Raw genomic sequence first — 18,351 nt, 5'->3', positions numbered from 1 at the left:
CCGGCCAGAGGGGAGGTTGCGACGGCGTGAATGGGCCGCGCGGCATCGCCGGCTCGTCCTGAAACCATCCCTACTGGAGACATGAAATGGATCATGCAGCACCGCTGACGCCGGTCAATATCGATTGGGACGCCGTCATGGCACGCCACGCCGCTTATGAGGCGAAGGCTGCCTCGCTCATGCCATTGAACAAGGCTGCGCTGTTCGATGCGCTTCATGCTGTTGGTATCACCTTGGTCACGGTGGCTTTCGACGGAGGCGGCGATTCCGGTCAGATCGAAAGCGTTGATGCCGTCGCCGCCGACGCACCTGCGGATCTGCCCCAGGTGCAGATCACCCTGCTCAAGGCGCAGCAGGATGGCTCCGGAACTGAGACGGCGATCATTTCAGTCGCCGACGCTATCGAAGACCTTGCGTATCAACTCCTCACCCAAAGCCATCCAGGCTGGGAGAATAATGATGGCGCCTATGGCGAGTTCCGCTTCGACGTGTCCGCCCGGACGATCACGCTCGATCACAACGACCGCTACACGGCGGTCGAATCCTTCGAGCATGAATGGTGAGGAGGGTGTGATGGGACATTGCTATCACCACGCGCTGTCGTCGGTTCGTAAATGGGGCGGCGTGGCCGAGGATTATCTGCCGCTGCATCAGTGGTTCGATGAATCGAAATCCATCACCGCCGACTATCGGCATCGTGCGCTGCGGCACCATGCCGAAGGCATTTTCATGCTTGAGCGCTTTTTCGGCGCCACCATCACCATTTCGACTGGGCGCCAGGTGCCGGTTCGGCTGATCGGCGAGCAGCACGTCATGGAAGACCTCGGCTTCATTCCGAGCTTTGTCGACTGGGTTCGGTGCATCCAGCCCAAGCCCTGGATGGGCCGTGCGCAGCCAATCCATAACGTTGTCGACCCATTCGCCGTGGCCGATGGCAATGCCACCGAGCGCGCGACAGCGTGATGGCTTCGTATGCGGCGGGGCCGACGCGCCGCATTCGGGCTGGTGAGTGCGGCCCGGAAGGTCACCTCGTCGGCGATGAGGTGACCTCGGCTGCTCTGTCCTGATGTGCCGCAGGCGGGGCTTTGGCAGTCGACCGTTGTCCTTCGCGCTTGTCGATCCGCAAGGCCAACACCAACGCCAGGCAGCAGTGCAGGCCATCATGCCTTCTCTGGTAGTTCGGCAGCGCTCTGTCTGCCGTGTCGCTGACGCTGGGGGCCCAAGTGTGGGGAAGATGGAGAGAGCTGTACCACCCCGCGGTGAAGATTGTGGGGATGGTGGGGCTGACGGGACGGGGATAAACGACGTTCGGCATGGTTTCCGTCAGATCGTGCCGGCAGTGAGGAATAATCCCTTCTTATTCACCTGCCCCCTAAGTCGGCCGTCCAGCGTCTCCAACCCGCGAACCTTCGGGCCGAGTTGCCGTGTGCCACGGCTGCCCGCACCACCCCTCGTTTCGGGGTTTCCCTGCGCGCTGGCGCGCTTCGGTGGAGACGCTGTCCTGGCCGCCTTTTTCGGGGATCAGTCGAAGGGATCATCCCTCGGCCGACAGAAAAGGAAACCTCGACATGCAGAACATCGTCATCCTCGCCGGCAACGTCGGCGCTACCCCCGAAGCCCGCACCACGCAGGGCGGCACCAGGATCACCCATTTCAGCCTCGCGACGTCGCGGCCCAAGCGCGACAGCGACGGCAAGGTCATCAAGGATCGCGACGGCTACCGCGTCGAAGACACCGAATGGCACCGGATCACCTGCTTCAACGGCGTCGGCAAGACCGTTGAGGAATATGTCGACAAGGGCATGAAGGTGATGGTCCGCGGCCGCATCCATTACACCAGCTGGACCGATCAGGACGACATCAAGCGCTACGGCACCGAGATCATCGCCGACGAGGTGACCTTCCTCACCCGCGCCAAGCCGGCGGATCGCTCGGGCAACGACATGCCGGACGACGAAGAAATACCCTTCTGAAGCCGGATCGGCCCGGTGGCAAATGCCACCGGGCCTTTTCTATGCGAGTTCCAAACGCCGATCTCTCCGGTCCGGCAGGCAAATCGACCTCAGCCGGCTTCGAGCACCGGAGAATAGGACGGGTAGTCAATATAGCCCTCGGCGCCCCCACCATAAAAGGTGCTGCGGTCGGCGTCGCTGAGCGGCCAGCCATTACGCAGACGCGCTACCAGGTCGGGGTTCGAGATGAATGGCTGACCAAAGGCCGCGAGATCGATCAGACCATCCGCGATCAAGCTCTCTGCGCGATCTGCGGTGAGGCCGCCTGCCAGAATGAGGGCGGTGGCGGGCAGCTTGCCACGGATGATCTTCAAGAGGGCGAGGAAGCTCTTTCCGGTATCGTCGCCGGTCCCGTCGCCCATCTTGAAGCCGCCTTGATCCATGATGTGAACATAGGCGATGCCTCGCTCTCCCAAAGCCTGAGCCAGGGTCGAGTATGTCTCGTCGATCTCGAGATAGAGCGGCATGTCGAACAGCTGGCCGTAAGGCGAGAGACGGATGCCGACCCGTTCACGCCCGATCCTGGCGATCACTGCATCGACCACTTCCAGCGTAAAGCGTAGCCGGCTTTCGAGCGTTTGCGGGCCATAGGTATCCGTCCGGTCGTTCACGAGCGGGTTCATGAACTGCTCAAATAGGTAGCCGTTCGCTCCGTGGATTTCGACGCCGTCAAATCCCGCCGCAATGGCGTTCGCTGCTGCCTGCACGAAATCCTCGACGACGCGCGATATTTCGTCGGTGGCGAGCTGGCGCGGGGTGGTAGTCGGGATAAGGTCGGGCTTGCCGTCTGCATCGAAGCCGTAGGCAAGCGCGCCGGCAGCAATCTTGGAGCTCGCGCTGACCGGATCCTTCCCTTCATCCTGGATGCTCGGATGGGAAACGCGTCCGACATGCCAGATCTGGGCGAACATCGCCCCTCCATTGGCGCGGACCGATTCTGTCGTCAGCCGCCAACCGGCGATCTGCTCCGGTGTGAAGATGCCGGGGTTGAAAAGGTAGCCCTGGCCCTCGCGCGAAATCGGTGTGCCTTCGCTGACGATCAGGCCCGCACTGGCGCGCTGGGCATAATAAAGCGCGACGCGCTCACTGGCGACGTCGCCGGGGGCGCGTGCCCGTGTCAGGGGCGCCATTACGACGCGATTGGTGAGGGTGCGCGTGCCTAGACGGAACGGTTCAAATAATTTGGTCACGAGAACACTTCCAATGTTTGAGTTGGATAGGGGTGTTCTGGAGATAATAGGCTGTGCAATCGCAGATAAGTTGGCGATCACGCGCCGCATTGCGGACATATGGTCCACAATGCGTTCGCCCGACCGTTTCCCGAGCGGGTGCGGCCGGTATACTCTCTTGGGGGAATGGATGAGAGAGGCGTGGCCGACATTTCAATTATCGAAAGGGCTGTTTGGTAAGAACTTCTCTGACAGCCTGAAATCCTGTTTTTCGCGGCACCCTGTTGCTCCTACCATAGCAGCCAAGATTGTGGAGGCGTCATGCTGCGAATTCGGTCGTGTCCCACGGGGTGGTGTAGGAAGGTTTCTCTGAGAGGGTGGCCACCGTCGATCTTCTGGTAGGGTTCGGATGCGAACTCGAACCTGGAGAAGAAGACGATGACCGACGACAGAATGGCCCTTGTTGAGCTGATTGAGCAAGGGGCAGACAGCGATTTGGTGCGCGATATGCTGGCATTTGCCGCCGAGCGCATGATGGATCTGGAGATTGAGGCCAGAACGGGTGCGGCTGCGGGCAGTCGCAGCCCGGCGCGGCTCAACCACCGCAACGGCTATCGCGAACGGGGCTGGGACACTCGGGCCGGCCGGATCGAGCTGGCGATCCCCAAGCTCAGGAAGGGCAGTTACTTCCCGAGCTTCCTTGAGCCACGCCGCACGGCTGAGAAGGCGTTGGCGGCGGTGATCCAGGAAGCCTACGTCCACGGTGTCTCGACTCGCTCGGTCGACGATCTGGTCAAGGCGATGGGCGCCAGCGGCGTCTCGAAGAGCCAGGTGAGCCGTCTGGTGGCCGAGATCGACGAACGGGTGAACGCCTTCCTGCAGCGGCCGATCGAGGGCGAGTGGCCCTACCTGTGGATCGACGCCACCTACCTCAAGGTCCGCGAGGGCGGGCGGATCGTCTCGACGGCGGCGATAATCGCCGTCGGCGTCAACACCGATGGTCGGCGCGAGGTTCTGGGCGTTGCCACCGGCCCTTCAGAAGCGGAACCCTTCTGGAAAGCCTTCCTGCGCTCGCTCGCCGACCGGGGACTTCGCGGGGTAAAGCTGGTCATCGCGGACGACCACAAGGGGTTGCGCGCCGCCGCCAGCAAGGTGTTCGCCGCGAGCCAGCAACGCTGCCGGGTCCACTGGATGCGCAATGCGCTGGCACATGCCGCGCCCAAGCAGCGACCGGCAGTCATCGCCATGATCAAGACGATCTTTGCGCAGGAAACGGCTGAAGCGGCTCACCAGCAATGGGAACAGGTCGCCGATGCCCTGCGCGAGAAGTTCCCGAAGCTGGCCGACATGATGGCCGGATCGCGCGAGGACGTGCTTGCCTACATGACCTTCCCGAAGGAGCACTGGGCGCAGATCGCGTCGACCAACCCGCTGGAAAGGGTGAACAAGGAGATCAAGCGAAGGGCCGATGTCATCGGCATCTTTCCGAATGACGCCGCCGTCGTCCGCCTCGTCGGAGCACTCATGCTGGAACAGAATGATGAGTGGGCGGTGTCACGCCGTTACATGACGCTGGAAACCCTCGGCTCGGTAAGCCATAACCCCATTGTCAGCCTGCCAGCTCTGGCTGCCTGACCCGAACCTGATCCTACTGCGGATCGACGGTTCCTACACCACCCCGTGGGACACGACCGCGAATTCTGATTGATACTTGCGTCTGGCTCGACATTGCGAAGGACTATCGCCACCTCAAGACGTTAGATGTGCTCATTGACCTCATCCGCGATGGCGAGGCCGAACTTGTCGTGCCTCAGCAGACGTTGGATGAGTTCGAGCGCAACAAGGGGCGCATCGTCAAGGAAACCAGCCAAGGCATAAGCGCGGTCTTCAAGCGGGTCAGTGATGCTATTCGCCAACATGGTGGAGAGCCAGGCCGTGATGCTTTCCTCAAGCAGTTGGGCGACTTTGATTACCGGATCGGCAAACAGGGAGAGTATGCCAATTCCAACATCCATCGCATTGAGAAGCTGCTTTCCGACGGGCAAATCGTTCAGACTTCGGATGACGTGAAAATCAGAGCCGCGCAGCGAGCCATCGATAAGCTCTGCCCATTTCACAAAAACAAGAACAGTATGGCGGACGCCGTGGTAGTAGAAATCTATCGCGACATGTTGGTCGGCAGGCATGAAGGAGAACACCTCGCCCTCGTGACCCACAATAAGCACGACTTCTCGGATATGAACGTGGATGAGCGAGCGCCGCATCCCGATATCGCGGAGCTGTTTGCGGCAGAGGGTTCCACATATGCTATCGCCCTCGGGGAGGTGCTGTATGCCTATGCTCCTGAATGGATGGAAGAACTAAAGTGGGAATTTGAGTATGAGGAAAAGCCACGCAGCTTGAGCGAAATATTGGAGGCGGAGCACCTGCTTTTCCGTCAGGTCTGGTATAACCGCCATCTCAACTTGATGTATCGCGTCGAGAGTGGCGAAATCGAGGTCGTGGACGAGCTGGGCAAGACCGAGAAGGGCTTTTACCGTCAGGACCAGATCACGCGCGGCACTTTGGAGGCTGCACTCGCTGCTGGCGAGCGGGCTAGGAAAGAGGTTGGCGAAGAAAACCTCGGGCCTTGGGACGATTTCGAGTGGGGAATGCTCAACGGCAAGTTGAGCGCTTTGCGCTGGGTAACTGGCAGCGAGTGGGACTTTTTAGATACGTAAAAGCGTCTCAGACCATTTGTGCAATCGTCTTCCTTGCAGAAAGGCCGCTTGGGTACGCCCGGATGAAGCAAGCCGACGTCGCTGCAAAGACCCAGCGGGATAGAGGATGCTGAAATCGGATGCATTTGACGTCAGCACTTGCTAGGTCGGGGGTATGATCTACGAGCGTCGCGCGCTTCAGCGCCGCCTCAATGAATTGCGCGGTGTCATCGGTGACATCTTAGTTGACGGGCTGGCCCAACGACTTAACCGCGCCGGGAAGGACCGGGTCGCTGCGATGTGGGAGACAGTCGTCCTACACGCGCTGTCGAAGTGCGGGAATTTAGCGAACGAGGTCGAGCTCGCTTCGGGCCGACGGCCTGACATCAGGCTGGCGACGCCCGACCTGCGAATTACTGCAGACGTGACGGCCATCTCAGACGAGGGCCTGGACAACGACAATCCCTACCACGAGCTTGGCGAACTCGTCGGACGGGCTAAGGACAAGATGGGACTTCCGCTCGGTGGCCTCGACCTCCGAATCCGCTCCCGCCACGAGAAAACGAAGCGTGGAACCAGGACCGTGCTCCTTCTGCCGCCGCGGGGGAAGCTGCAGAGCTTCGTGCACGGAACCGTCGTGCCGCAGCTGCGTAAGCAGATTGAGGCCGGCGAGAAGGTGCTTCGGGTCGAGATAGATGACGAGGACATCGGCATCGACATCACGATCGACCCGCGCAAGACACCCTACAACTCCTACAGTTTTGCCGCATACGACGTTCCGAAGATAAAGGACCGGAACCCTCTCTACAACGCGCTCAAGGCCAAGGCGGATCAGCTTCGCGGTGCGGACGGCATCACCGGCGTTATCGTGGGTGACGGGGATTGCACCGCGCTTTCAGGACGTTCAGGTAACTGGGACGAAGTCACCGCTGACCAGATCATCGACGAATTCTTCCGGCAATACTCATCGGTAGATTTCGTGCTGCTGCTCAGCGTGCGCGAGACTGAGCAGGGCGGATTGGTGCCGATTCCGCCTGTCCGACAAAACACTGCTAGAATGCGCGTCCGCGAAGGATCATCCGCCACCGCGCAACTCGACACGCTGTTCAGATCGATGATGGAGCAGCTTCCGAAGCCCGGTCGCTCGCCGGTCAACGGAGCCCTCCGGGCGCGGGAGGACGACTACGACCTTGGTCACCACGGAGGCTACTCAATGTCACGTTCTAAGGTCCGCATCGGGTTGCGGGAGTTCACCGAGATCATGGCCGGTCTCAGGACGCTCGCGGACAACGGCGCTAAGAATGTCGAGGCGGCGCGGAAACTTCCACAACGGCCAAACAACATGCAGGGTTACATCCTGCGCAATCTGATGGACGGACGGCTGCCGTCGTCGATCAACGTCATCAAGACCGGCGAGGACGACAACGACGACTGGGTCGAAATCCAGTTCGGCGAAATCGATCCAGCCATCGCGCCGCTTAGGTAGACGCTTGCCGGAAGTCGCTATCGAGATGAGGATGGTCGCATCGAGATAATGATGGGGCGTGCATGGCGACGATCGAGATCTACGCGAAGCCTTCGAACCTTTACCGCTACCGGCCGCTCGGTCCGAAGCTAGAGCAGGAGGTTAGCGCGCTGCTGGGCGGGTACATCTTCTGTCCGCTGTTCTCAGAGATGAACGACCCGATGGAGGGCTCGCACCGCGTATCCCAGCGCCTCTCCGGTGCGTCCGTGGACAGCAAGCGGCAGGAGGCGGTCGAAGTCGCGCTCGCGACGACTGGGATCGCATCCATGTCAGAGGTCTCAGACCACGAGCCGATGTGGGCGCACTATGCCGACCAGTTCGGCGGCATGTGCGTGCAATACAACGTCAACGCCTTGTTGCGCGGACTGGACGCGACGGTCGCGATCACCAGGATGATCTACTCCGAGCTGGAGCCGATCCTTGCGATGGACCGCAGCACTCCCATTGAACGGGCCCGGCACTGCTTGTCGAGCAAGACGGTTCGCTGGGCGAGCGAGCGCGAATGGCGTATCTTCCGGGATGGGCGCGGCGCAGCGTCCTACGGCCGGGAAGCGGCAGTCAAGAGAATCTTCCTCGGTTCCCGCATCACGGCGGCGGAGAGGAGCCGCATGGCCGACGTGGGAGAGCAGCTCCAGGTCCCGGTCGTGGTGATGAAGTTGGACGCCTATGCGATGAAGTTCGCCACGCTCTACCAGCCGCCGAAGAAGGATGCTCGATAGGGTGCTACCGGACTATCGGCTTTCGTATTTTAGCGATTGAAAACTGCCGGTCCGCAAGCGGCCATCAACGAAAATCTCGCGGCCTGATCTTGATGCCCTCGGTTGGCTGGCCTGGGATGATCCCCGATCCCAGCCTCAGATCGGGAATATAGATGTCGCGGGCGTCTTTCCCGAGCGGCCGCTGCTCGCGATCGCGTGGATCGGGCGCCATCGGGTTCCTGACGATGTCCGCACGGCTCACCCGATAGATATCGGCGACGTCGGCGCGGCGCCCGACGCTCGCCAGCATGGCCGACATGTCATCGAGCCGCTGGGCGATGACATGGATCACTTCGCCTTCGCGCTGGACCTGGCCGCGCACCCCCATCATCGAGGCGCCCAGCACGGTGCGGCGGTTCTTCTCGAAGATATTGGTCCACACGACGAGGTTGGCGACATCCGTCTCATCCTCGAGCGTGATGAACATCACGCCCTTGGCGCTGCCGGGCTTCTGGCGGACCAACACCAGCCCGGCCAGTTCGATCCAGCGGCCGTCGCGCGTGGTGCGCAACTGCTCGCAAGTGATCATCCGCCGCGCCTTGAGCTCCTCGCGCAGGAACGCGACCGGGTGCGCGCGCAGTGAAAGACCCGAGGCGCGATAATCCTCCACCACCTCCGCACCTTCACCCATTTCGGCCAGGATGACGGTGGGCTCGATCGCTTCCTCGCGCAGCTTGCCCGCCCGTTCGGCCGCTGCTGCGAACAGCGGCAGCGCCGCGTTCCCGAGACCCTTCACCGCCCAGAGGCCCGATCGCCGGTCGGCGCCGAGCGATCCGAACCCGTCGGCATCGCCAATCCGGTCCAGCGCGCCGCGCCCGACACCGGCACGGTGCTGGATTTCCTCGATGCTGGTATAGGGCCTGCCGCCCCGCGCGGTGATGATCGCCGCTGCATCCGCATTGGCCAGATCGCGCGCCATGCGCAGGCCGAGCCGCACCGCCTTGTAGCGACCGCGGCCCTCTTCAAGCGTGCAATCCCAGCGACTGGCATTGACGTCGATCGGGCGGATCTCGACGCCATGCTCGCGCGCGTCGCGCACGATCTGCGCCGGGGCGTAAAAGCCCATGGGCTGCGCATTGAGGAGGCTCGCGCAGAAGGCGTCGGGATGATGGCATTTCATCCAGGACGAGGCATAGGCGATCAGCGCGAAGCTGGCGGCATGGCTTTCGGGAAAGCCATAAGAGCCGAAGCCTTCAATTTGCTTGAAAGTTTTCTCGGCGAACTCCTGATCATAGCCCCGGCCAACCATGCCGCTGATGAGCTTGTCGCGGAAATGGCTGACGCCGCCTGTTAATTTGAACGTCGCCATCGCACGGCGCAGCAGGTCCGCCTCGCTCGCCGTAAAGCCCGCGCATTCGATCGCCACGCGCATGGCCTGTTCCTGAAAGAGCGGCACGCCGAGCGTCTTTTCCAGCACGCGGCGCAATTCCTCGGTCGGATAGGTCACCTCCTCCTCGCCGTTGCGACGGCGGCGATAGGGATGGACCATGTCGCCCTGGATCGGGCCGGGCCGCACGATCGCGACCTGGATGACGAGATCGTAGAAGGTTTTGGGCGCCATCAGCGGGATCGAGGCCATCTGCGCGCGGGACTCGATCTGGAAGACGCCCAATGTGTCGGCCCTGCGGATCATCGCATAGGTCGCGGGATCCTCGGCCGGGATGGTCGCGAGGTCGTGCCGCAGCCCCTTGTCGTTCTCGAGAAACTCGAACGCGCGGCGCATGCAGCTCAACATGCCGAGCGCAAGCACATCGACCTTCATGAAGCCGAGAAGATCGATATCGTCTTTATCCCATTCTATCACCTGGCGATCGTCCATCGCCGCCGGTTCGATCGGCACCAGTTCGTCGAGACGGTCACGGGTCAGCACGAAGCCACCGGGATGCTGGGACAGATGACGCGGGGTGTCGATCAGTTGGCGGGCGAGGTCGAGCGTCAGCGCGAGGCGCGTGTCGCTCAAATCGAGGTTGAACTCCTGCGCGTGCTTCTCCTCCACCCCCTCGCGGCTATAGCCCCAGATCGCCCCGGCCAGACCCGCCGTCACATCCTCCGACAGGCCGAGCGCCTTGCCGACTTCGCGCACCGCGCCGCGCGCCCGGAAGCGGGTCACGACGGCGGTGAGCGCCGATCGCGTTCGGCCATAGGTCTCGTAGATCCACTGGATCACCTCCTCGCGCCGCTCATGTTCGAAATCGACGTCGATATCGGGCGGCTCGCGCCGCTCGGCCGACACGAAGCGTTCGAACAGCAATTCCGAGCGCACCGGATCGATCGAGGTGATGCCGAGGACATAACAGACCGCGCTGTTCGCCGCTGACCCGCGCCCCTGGCACAGGATCTCGCGCCGCCGGGCCTCGGCCACGATCGCATGGACGGTCAGGAAATAGGGGGCGTAATCGAGTTGCCCGATGAGCTGGAGCTCATGTTCGAGCTGCCGGCGCACCTTGTTGTCGACGCCTTGCGGATAGCGCATCGGCGCCTTCTCCCAGGTCAGCCGTTCCAGTTCTTCCTGCGGGGTGCGGCCGGGCACCTGGATCTCGTCGGGATATTGATATTTGAGCTCGTCGAGACTGAATGCGCAGCGCCTAGCGAATTCCACGCTGCGCGCGACCGGGCTGCTATCCTTGAGATAGCGCCGGAACAGCCGCGTCATCTCCGCGCCGGTCTTGAGATAACGGTCGGCGAACCGCTCGCGCGTGCGGCCCAGCGTGTCGATCGTGCATTTCTCGCGGATGCAGGTGACGACATCCTGCAGCTGGCGGCGTTCGGGCACATGATAGAGGACGTCGTTGGTCGCGATCGTCGGCACGCCTGCGGCGGCGGCGATCCGCGACAGGTCGCGCAGCCGGATTGCGTCCTTTGGCCGCCGCCGGACCGACAGCGCCATATAGGTGCGCTCGCCAAACAGCCGCTTCGTGCGCGCCAGCGCGGCCTGCGTCGTGGCATCGGCCCGGTCGGGGACGAGCATCGCCAGCAGTCCCTCGTTCCAGTCGGCCACATCCGACCAGTCGAGATGGCAGGCCCCCTTGCCCGCGCGCGTCTTGCCGATGCTGAGCAGTCGGCACAGGCGTCCATAGGCCGCCTTGTCGGTGGGATAGACGAGGAGGGCAGTGCCATCGGTGAGATCGAGCCGGCAGCCGACGATCGCGCGGACGCCGGTCTGCCGCTCCGCGTCCCATGCGCGCACGATCCCGGCGACCGAATGGCGGTCGACGACGCCAAGCGCGGGCATCTCCATCGCCGCTGCCGTCGCGAACAGATCCTCGGGGCTCGATGCCCCGCGCAGGAAACTGAAATGCGTTGTCACCTGCAGTTCGACATAGCCCGGTTTGCCCGCGCTCATGCGAAGGCGCCGTGGATGAACCAGCGCATCGGGCCGGTCGCGGCGCTCTCGCCGTCGCCGGCGCGGAACAGCCAATAGCGGCCGCCACTCACCGTCTCAACCTGATAATAATCGCGCACGCTGAGCGGCTGTCGCCCCTCGATGCCGCCATCGCGCCACCATTCGCCATGCAGCCGCTCCGGACCGTCGCCCTGCGTCACCCGGTATCGCTTGCCGCGCCAGATGAACATGCGCGGTGCATCGTCGGGCAACAGCGCGATCACCTCGATCGGTTCTGGTTTGGCCAGCATACGCGCCGGGCGGGGCAGATCATCGTCCCATCCCATGCCGCGCGCCTCACCCAACGCCGGCGCGCCGGTCGCGGAGCGTTCGGGCATGCCGCTCGGGCAAGGCGCCATCCGGTGCAGGTTTCTGGAGCCGAAGCGGTTGGCGAGCGTATCGACCAGCGCAGCCAGATCGGGCCCGCGCCGGCCCAGCTGTTCGAGGCTTTCGCCCTGTCGCGGCGCGGCCGCGTCCATCAGCGAGACCAGCAGCGTCATCGCCTCGATGCCAAGACCCGGTTCAACCGTTTCGATCTTCGCGCAGAGCAATTTGGCGAGATGCCCCGCATCCCGGCTCGGCGTCGCCGTCCCGATGCGGATGACCTGACAATGGCCATCGACACGGTGGAAATAGCAATCGAGACGCCTGCCTCCGCGTCCTGCGCGGACAAGCTGTTCGACAATGTCGGCGACGAGATCGCCGATCACCTGGGCGAAAGCCTCGGGCGACGCGATCGGCTCCATGAAACCGCGCCGCGCACGCGGCATCTGTTCCGGAAAGATCGGCTCTATGGGTTCGGCGACCTGTCCGATGGCCTGGTCGAGACGGCGATGCAGGCTGCGGCCAAACCGCTTGGCGAGCGGCGCGCGGGGTGCGCCGAGCAGTTGTTCGACCCGCTCGAAGCCAAGCTTGCGCAGCCCCTCGACGATTTCGGCTTCGAGCCGCAGCGCCGGGATCGGGAGCAGCTCCATCGCCCTGCGATGTTGCCCCGGTTCGATGACGACGGGCCTGCCGTCGCGGACATGCCGTGCGACCGCGTGCGCGCAGCCCGCCGTGTCGGCGACCGTGATATGCACCGCGACGCCGAAGGCCGCGATGCGGCGATGCAGATCCTTGAGCAGGGCGGTTTCGCTGCCGAAGAGCGAGGCGCAGCCGGTGATGTCGATCCACAGCCCGTCCGGGGCGTCGGGCGCCACGATCGGCGAATAGCGCTGCCCGGCCCACAGGGCGAGGCGCCGCAGGCCGTCCATGTCAGCGTCGGGCAGCGCGTCGATGACCTCCAGTTCGGGCGCAAGCATCCGCGCCTTGGTGACGGTCATGCCGGGCATAACGCCGAGCGCGCGTGCGGCAGCATCCACCGCCGCGACGATCCGGCGGCCATGGTCAGGAATTGCGGTGACGAGCGGTCCGTCGGGCGTGGTGCTGCAACGCCCTTCAGGCGGCGATTTGGCTGTCGCCCGCCGCAGCCGGTCGGTCGACCAGTGCGGCAGGTAGACCGATACGACCCGTCGCATCGCAGCCCTCCACAATCCATGCGTGCGGATTACCGCCGCGTACGCGCTCCAGCGCCAGCTGCCATCGCGGACGGCCAAGGCTCGGGATGCCGAGATCCTCGCTCGGGCTCGCGGTCACCCGCCAGCGCGTGATCGCCGCCGTGCCCTCGGCCGCTTGCGCGACTTTCGACGCGCGCCGGAAGATGAAAGCCGGCACGCCCGACGCTTCGGCTGCGAGCTGCAGCCGCTTGGAGGCGGTGGTGCTGTATTTGCCGATCTCGCCCACGACGCCGCCGATCCCGGCATGGCGCAGGCATTCCTCCATCGCGAGCAGCACATTAGTGTCGCTGCCCGCCTCGACATAGATCACCCGGTCAGGATGCAGTCCCGCGAGGTGGAGCGCGGGGGCAAACAGGTCGCGCCATCGCAGGCACCACAGCACCGGCCCCTCCATCCGCGCGAGAATGCCGGCCAGGAACACCGTCGCGCTTGCATCGTCGGCAAGGTCTGGGCTGCCCGCGACCTCATGGAGCGCGCCGCCGGCAATACCGCCGCCCGGCAGGCGCGCGTCGATCGCCTCGATCCCGAACGGCGTGGTTGCGTGGCATACGCCTTTGCCCTCGATCTGCGCAATATGCGCTCGCAGCTGATCAAGGACGGTGGCTTCACGCATGGCATTCAAAAGACTCGGGGTTTGATATGTTCTCTTTTTGTTCATACTGCTGCGATCGAGAGTCAAGCACCGGGTCCGTTCCGACTTGTTGACAGGAGGGCCCAAGTTGCGGGGGAGCGGGCATTTCATCTTTGAGAAAAAATTTTGCGGCCGGGCGGCGCGCGCCTGCGCGCAGGCTATGACGGCATCATCATGACCGCCTCTTTCGACCTTGACCGATTCGTCGCCGCACAGGCGCAGATCTATAACACGGCCCTTGGCGAGATCCGCCGCGGCGCCAAGCGCAGTCACTGGATGTGGTTCATCTTTCCGCAGATCGCCGGTCTCGGGTCGAGCGAGATGGCGCGGCGCTACGCGATCGCATCACTCGACGAGGCGCGCGCCTATCTTGCGCACCCGGTGCTGGGTGCCCGGCTGCGCGATTGCGTGGCGGCGCTGCAGGACCTCACCGGCACCAGTGCCGAGGCGGTGTTCGGTGGCATCGATGCGCTGAAGCTGCGCTCGTTCCTCACCCTGTTCGTCGAAGCCGGGGGCGGGGGGCTGTTCACGGCCGCGCTCGATCGCTGGTTTGGCGGCGAGGCCGATGCAGCGACGCTTGCGCGCCTTGGCCCTCGCTGAGGCAAGGAACCGCTCGCGCGTCGATCGGTTCTGAAAGACGAGGCCGCCTGTTTCCCCCCGCGCATGCGGCCCCTGATACGGACCCGCCGGTTCCCCCTCCGGCAGGTCCATTTCTTCCTCTTTCTGGACCTGAGCATAGGCGCCGTGACGCCTATCGCGCGCGGCACCAGTCGGGCTTGGGCTGGCGGCGCAGCCAGGGCCGTGCTGCGCCGATGCTGATCAGCCTTGCGGCCAGATCGCGCCCGTCGAGCGTGACGCGCGCGACAGTGCGATTATAGCTGCGCCCGATCCGCTCGAAGCGGATCGTCTTGCCATCGAGCAGGGCTTTCGCCTGGCGGGTCGCCGCCTTGCCGCGCGCGAGCTCGGCAGCGCATTTGGCCTGGCCGGCGCGGCTCTCGGGCGCATCGATATCGGCGATCCGAATCCGCTCGCCACTCATCAGGCGAAAGGTGTCGCCGTCGGTCACAGAGCGGATTTTGCCGGTCGCGGCGGGGAGCGCTGCCGCGCTCGACAGGGAGCAAACGAACAACAGGGCTGCGAGGGCGTGTCGGTAGGAAAGGGTCATCGGCCCCGCTCTAGTCGTCCTGACCATCACGAACAAAGGGGCAACCGGCGCGGCGTGCATCCTGGGCGACGGGGTCGGTGGCGGGACGTCTCATGCCGGCCGACGGGATCACCCCGCTCTTTGAGGCGCAATCCTTGGTCGCTCCCGCGGACCTATTCGATCAACCCGTAAAGGGTCCGTACGCTCACGCTACGGCCTTTTGCCGTGCCGCCAAAAGGTGATCGCGGCCACGGGAGCGACGCTTCGGGCGCCAGTCGAGCGGGGATGAACCCGCCGGCACCACAAGGAGCCTCGATATGTTCACCGATCTTGGGACCGCCCGCAAAAGCGCACTCACTCTCTCGAAGACCCTGATGGCCGCCACGATGGTCATCGCAATCGGAACGCAGTTCGCCGTCATCACCGCCGACGACTTCGATGGCGACGTCGCCGTGCTCAACGAATATGATCCCTTCGCCTGACAATCAGGCGGGGGCTGCCGCCCCCGCCGCCTTTCGAGATCCGTTGCCATTGGAAGACCTGCCGAGCCAGACCAGCGCCCATTATCTGCACTCGACCCTGCGCGAGCGCATTGTCGAGCATGTCTTTGTAGGCGAGGCGCTGCGGCGTCTGTGGCAGCGCGGGATTACCGGAGTCGAGGTGCTGCGCTCGGAGTTCGATGCCGGCGGCTATGATCTGGTGATGAGCTACAAGGCGATTACCCGGCATATCCAGTTCAAGACGGTGACCTTGGGCGGGCGGGCGCCGCGCGTGACCGCAAACCTCAAACTCATGGAGAAGCCGAGCGGCTGCATCATCTGGATCGTGGTGTCACCCGACCTCGATCTCCTGTCCTATCTCTGGTTCGGCAATGCGCCCGATGTGCCGTTGCCCGATATTCGCGGCTTTCCGGTCGCACGCCATGCCAAGGGAACGGCGCAGGGCAAGAAGAACGAAAGACCGATGCACCGGGTGATCGCCAAGGGACAATTCGAGAAGGTCGCGACGCTCGATCTGATCCTGACCAGATTGTTCGGTCCGCTGGATTGAGGGAGGTCGGGGCTCCGGCTGCGCCGGACCGGGCTCTAGGCTGACGCCCCGAGCCCCGTGCCGGGTCTCGGTAGGGTAGACGCGAGACGCCTCTTTCGAGGACGCCCCAGCGCCTCCCCCCGAACCGTGCTTGCACCTTTCAATGCACACGGCTCTCCATTCTGACAGGCATCCGGCCACCGTGATGCGCAACATGACACTTGTGGCACAGGACGACTGTCCTGCGCCGTCGTGCCGATTGTACCCAAGGCGTCAGTTGGTCGCGTCGCTTATCTTTCAGGCGATTGGGATGATGCATCTCGAACGGACCATCGGTGTCGCCGCATGCCTCGCATTGCTCGGCACTCAGGCGCGTGACCAGATCGTTCGGGCTCTGCGCAAGGCGAGAGCCTACCGTGATGGAGTCGACGAGGGGGTTATCCCACGTCTTCACGATCAGATGCTTCAGTTTCCACACCTTATGGACGCGCGGCTCGCCCCGAACCACGGTGATAACACCGTGATCCGACCCCATCTTCAGATATTCCTCGGCCTGCCGCCTCGTCGAGCGTCGCCGGCATGCTACAGTCGCAAAGAGGCTCCTGAGCATGACCAGCTCCAACTTGTCGAGTGACGCTTTCACGCCATCGGCGATCGCATAATAGTTCGCGAAGCCCCGGAACTCTGAGTTATAGGCAACGATAATCTCCGCCAAACTGGATTCCATGAGTTGCGGACGCACCCGGCCATTCCTCATGTCGAGGTTGCCGAGCTTTTTGCGCCTGCAGAACGCATAGACCCGATCCCTCGGCACCCACAGCTTGATATTCCCCCGCGTTGGCCGACGAAGGATGCGTCGCATCCCGCCGCCGACCGCCTGTCGCCCCGCCATTGTTCCGGGAGAGCGCAGCGTGAAGGCGCATACGTGGAAGCCAAGGAACGGCGATCCCCTCGATGCATCGCGAACCCCGGTTTTCTCCGGTGATACCGTCAGATTGAGCCGATCAGCAAGGAAGTGCTGTATGTCGGCCATGATCCGAACGGCATCCGCCTTGCTGCCGATCACGCCGACGAGGAAGTCATCGGCATAACGGCAATAGCGCAGGCGGCGGAAGTTGGGGTCCATTTGATCAACGGATGATATCTTCCGTCGATCCCGATTGATGGCTTCGATCCGAGCAAGACGGGTTCGGACCTCTGCCTCATCCGCGCCAACGGCACGGATTGCATCGATCTCCTTGCGAAGTGCGGCGATTTTCTGGCTTTGGACAACATATGCGGGATTGGCCCGCCGTTTGACGCCCTTGTCGAAGCGAGCCCGCATTTCCTCCATGAACAAGTCAAGCTCATGAAGATAGATGTTGGCAAGCAAGGGCGAGATGACCCCGCCCTGTGGAGTGCCGCTATAGGTCCGCTCGAACTTCCATTCGTCCATGCACCCGGCCTTGAGCATCGTCCCGATCAGATCAATGAACACAGGATCATCGATCCGGCGGGCCAATAGGCTGAGCAGGATATCATGGTCGATGTTGTCGAAGAACCCGCGAACATCCGCTTCGATCAGCCATTTCGCGCCCGTCCAGGTTCTGCGGATCTCTTCGAGAGCCGTGTGGCAGGAGCGACCCGCGCGAAACCCATGACTGTGTTTCGAGAACACAGGCTCATAGATCGCCGCGAGGATCATTCTCGCCGCCTCCTGAACGATGCGATCATCCGCCGTAGGAATGCCCAATGGGCGCATTTTACCATTACCCTTGGGGATATAGACCCGCCGCACTGGACGAGGGCGGTAACGGCCTTCCGCCACGCCTTGGGTCAGACGATCCAGCCTCGCCAGCGTCATGCCGTCGAAGGTCTGGCCGTCTACTCCCGGCGTCATGGCACCCCGGTTTCGGGATACCCTGTCATAAGCCCGCTCATATAAGCAGCGGGACCGCATGAGGCGGTGGAGACCATTGATCCGCTTGCCCGCCCGCGACAGGGCCGGAAGCTTCTCGATCCGTCTCAGGATAGTAGCGGTCTGCATCAGCAGTTCCTTTCCGTTGATCCATCGAGTTTACAGAACTGCCGTCCTTCGCCCGGGCGCGCGGATTTCGACAAGGATCGCTCCCGCTTATACCGCTGTCCCGTCCGCCTCTCGGCGGTTGTCCCGGCCATTACACCGGGCATTTGACTACTATGACGGCTCCGTCGCCATGCAGGTCCGGCAAGCCGTCCTGTTTAGGCGATCCCGCAGTTGCGCGAGTGAGGAGTCGCGGCGCGTTTAGGTGCCCCGTTCGTTTCCTTAATCCCCTTACCGGGGCCACGCCGGGCGGACTGGCAGCGATTTGCAGGGCCGTGCTCCTCGCTCCGCTCGAGACGGTGTGTCAGCCGCGTTCACCGTCACCTACCTAGTGGTCGTTGGAAACTGGGATTCAAACAATCAAGTCTTCACCATGCGCGCCTT

Annotated in this window: 16 protein-coding genes; 10 read left to right on the top strand and 6 right to left on the bottom strand. The window is 63.2% G+C overall.

Going from position 1 to position 18,351, the window contains the following annotated elements; translation table 11 throughout:
• The first annotated feature begins 86 nt into the window (after positions 1-86).
• From U0025_RS24810 to U0025_RS24800, 3 genes are all read left to right on the top strand, one after another.
• A complete protein-coding gene (locus U0025_RS24810; RefSeq protein WP_004212830.1) occupies positions 87-563 on the top strand; it encodes a DUF6878 family protein in 477 nt (158 codons plus the stop codon).
• Positions 564-573: 10 nt separating this feature from the next.
• The gene (locus U0025_RS24805; protein WP_004212828.1) at positions 574-963 is read left to right on the top strand and encodes a DUF6915 family protein; all 390 of its coding nucleotides are present in this window, start codon (positions 574-576) and stop codon (positions 961-963) included.
• 605 nt (positions 964-1,568) lie between these two features.
• Positions 1,569-1,973, top strand: a complete 405-nt coding sequence (locus tag U0025_RS24800; RefSeq protein WP_004212826.1) for a single-stranded DNA-binding protein — start codon at positions 1,569-1,571, stop codon at positions 1,971-1,973.
• Between the two features lie 89 nt (positions 1,974-2,062).
• On the opposite strand, the gene U0025_RS24795 is transcribed toward U0025_RS24800, so the two are convergent.
• Positions 2,063-3,202, bottom strand: a complete 1,140-nt coding sequence (locus tag U0025_RS24795; RefSeq protein ID WP_004212824.1) for an alkene reductase — start codon at positions 3,200-3,202, stop codon at positions 2,063-2,065.
• A gap of 417 nt (positions 3,203-3,619) precedes the next feature.
• Here U0025_RS24795 and U0025_RS24790 point away from each other — a divergent pair, with 417 nt between their 5' ends.
• The 4 genes from U0025_RS24790 to U0025_RS24775 all read left to right on the top strand — a co-directional run bounded on the left by U0025_RS24790 (position 3,620) and on the right by U0025_RS24775 (position 8,124).
• The gene (locus U0025_RS24790; protein ID WP_004207098.1) at positions 3,620-4,816 is read left to right on the top strand and encodes an IS256 family transposase; all 1,197 of its coding nucleotides are present in this window, start codon (positions 3,620-3,622) and stop codon (positions 4,814-4,816) included.
• A gap of 62 nt (positions 4,817-4,878) precedes the next feature.
• Positions 4,879-5,901 (top strand): PIN domain-containing protein, encoded by a 1,023-nt coding sequence (locus U0025_RS24785; RefSeq protein ID WP_037491537.1) that lies wholly within the window; start codon positions 4,879-4,881, stop codon positions 5,899-5,901.
• Positions 5,902-6,055: 154 nt separating this feature from the next.
• Positions 6,056-7,366 carry a hypothetical protein gene (locus tag U0025_RS24780; protein WP_004212819.1) on the top strand — a complete coding sequence of 437 codons (1,311 nt, stop codon included), beginning with the start codon at positions 6,056-6,058 and terminating at the stop codon, positions 7,364-7,366.
• A gap of 62 nt (positions 7,367-7,428) precedes the next feature.
• Positions 7,429-8,124, top strand: coding sequence for a DUF2971 domain-containing protein (locus U0025_RS24775; RefSeq protein ID WP_004212817.1), 696 nt, complete (start codon positions 7,429-7,431; stop codon positions 8,122-8,124).
• Between the two features lie 64 nt (positions 8,125-8,188).
• Here U0025_RS24775 and U0025_RS24770 read toward each other — a convergent pair whose 3' ends face one another.
• Genes U0025_RS24770 through U0025_RS24760 form a run of 3 tightly spaced genes read right to left on the bottom strand, consistent with a single transcriptional unit; the run spans position 8,189 to position 13,714 of the window.
• Positions 8,189-11,506 (bottom strand): error-prone DNA polymerase, encoded by a 3,318-nt coding sequence (locus U0025_RS24770; RefSeq protein WP_004212815.1) that lies wholly within the window; start codon positions 11,504-11,506, stop codon positions 8,189-8,191.
• Positions 11,503-13,062: a DUF6504 family protein gene (locus U0025_RS24765; RefSeq protein WP_037491534.1), complete on the bottom strand. Its 1,560-nt coding sequence runs from the start codon at positions 13,060-13,062 to the stop codon at positions 11,503-11,505. Before U0025_RS24765 ends, U0025_RS24770 begins: the two co-directional genes overlap by 4 nt.
• Entirely contained in the window at positions 12,983-13,714 is a 732-nt protein-coding gene (locus tag U0025_RS24760; protein ID WP_004212811.1) for an ImuA family protein, read from the bottom strand. Before U0025_RS24760 ends, U0025_RS24765 begins: the two co-directional genes overlap by 80 nt.
• A gap of 192 nt (positions 13,715-13,906) precedes the next feature.
• Between U0025_RS24760 and U0025_RS24755 the strand changes: the two genes are divergently transcribed.
• Positions 13,907-14,332 carry a DUF1810 domain-containing protein gene (locus tag U0025_RS24755; RefSeq protein ID WP_037492279.1) on the top strand — a complete coding sequence of 142 codons (426 nt, stop codon included), beginning with the start codon at positions 13,907-13,909 and terminating at the stop codon, positions 14,330-14,332.
• A gap of 151 nt (positions 14,333-14,483) precedes the next feature.
• On the opposite strand, the gene U0025_RS24750 is transcribed toward U0025_RS24755, so the two are convergent.
• The gene (locus tag U0025_RS24750; RefSeq protein WP_004212806.1) at positions 14,484-14,897 is read right to left on the bottom strand and encodes a thermonuclease family protein; all 414 of its coding nucleotides are present in this window, start codon (positions 14,895-14,897) and stop codon (positions 14,484-14,486) included.
• 296 nt (positions 14,898-15,193) lie between these two features.
• On the opposite strand from U0025_RS24750, the gene U0025_RS24745 reads away from it, so the two are divergent.
• Positions 15,194-15,358, top strand: a complete 165-nt coding sequence (locus tag U0025_RS24745) for a hypothetical protein (RefSeq protein WP_004212805.1) — start codon at positions 15,194-15,196, stop codon at positions 15,356-15,358.
• Between the two features lie 43 nt (positions 15,359-15,401).
• Entirely contained in the window at positions 15,402-15,926 is a 525-nt protein-coding gene (locus U0025_RS24740) for a hypothetical protein (RefSeq protein WP_004212802.1), read from the top strand.
• 139 nt (positions 15,927-16,065) lie between these two features.
• Here U0025_RS24740 and U0025_RS24735 read toward each other — a convergent pair whose 3' ends face one another.
• Complete coding sequence (locus U0025_RS24735; protein ID WP_004212800.1) at positions 16,066-17,931, bottom strand: reverse transcriptase/maturase family protein; 1,866 nt, start codon at positions 17,929-17,931, stop codon at positions 16,066-16,068.
• Between the last annotated feature and the right edge of the window lie 420 nt (positions 17,932-18,351).

This window comes from Sphingobium yanoikuyae (genome assembly GCF_034424525.1).
GTDB classification, from domain to species: Bacteria; Pseudomonadota; Alphaproteobacteria; order Sphingomonadales; family Sphingomonadaceae; genus Sphingobium; species Sphingobium yanoikuyae.
Note: the sequence above shows the minus strand (reverse complement) of the source record. Positions and strands in the feature narration are given on the sequence as shown.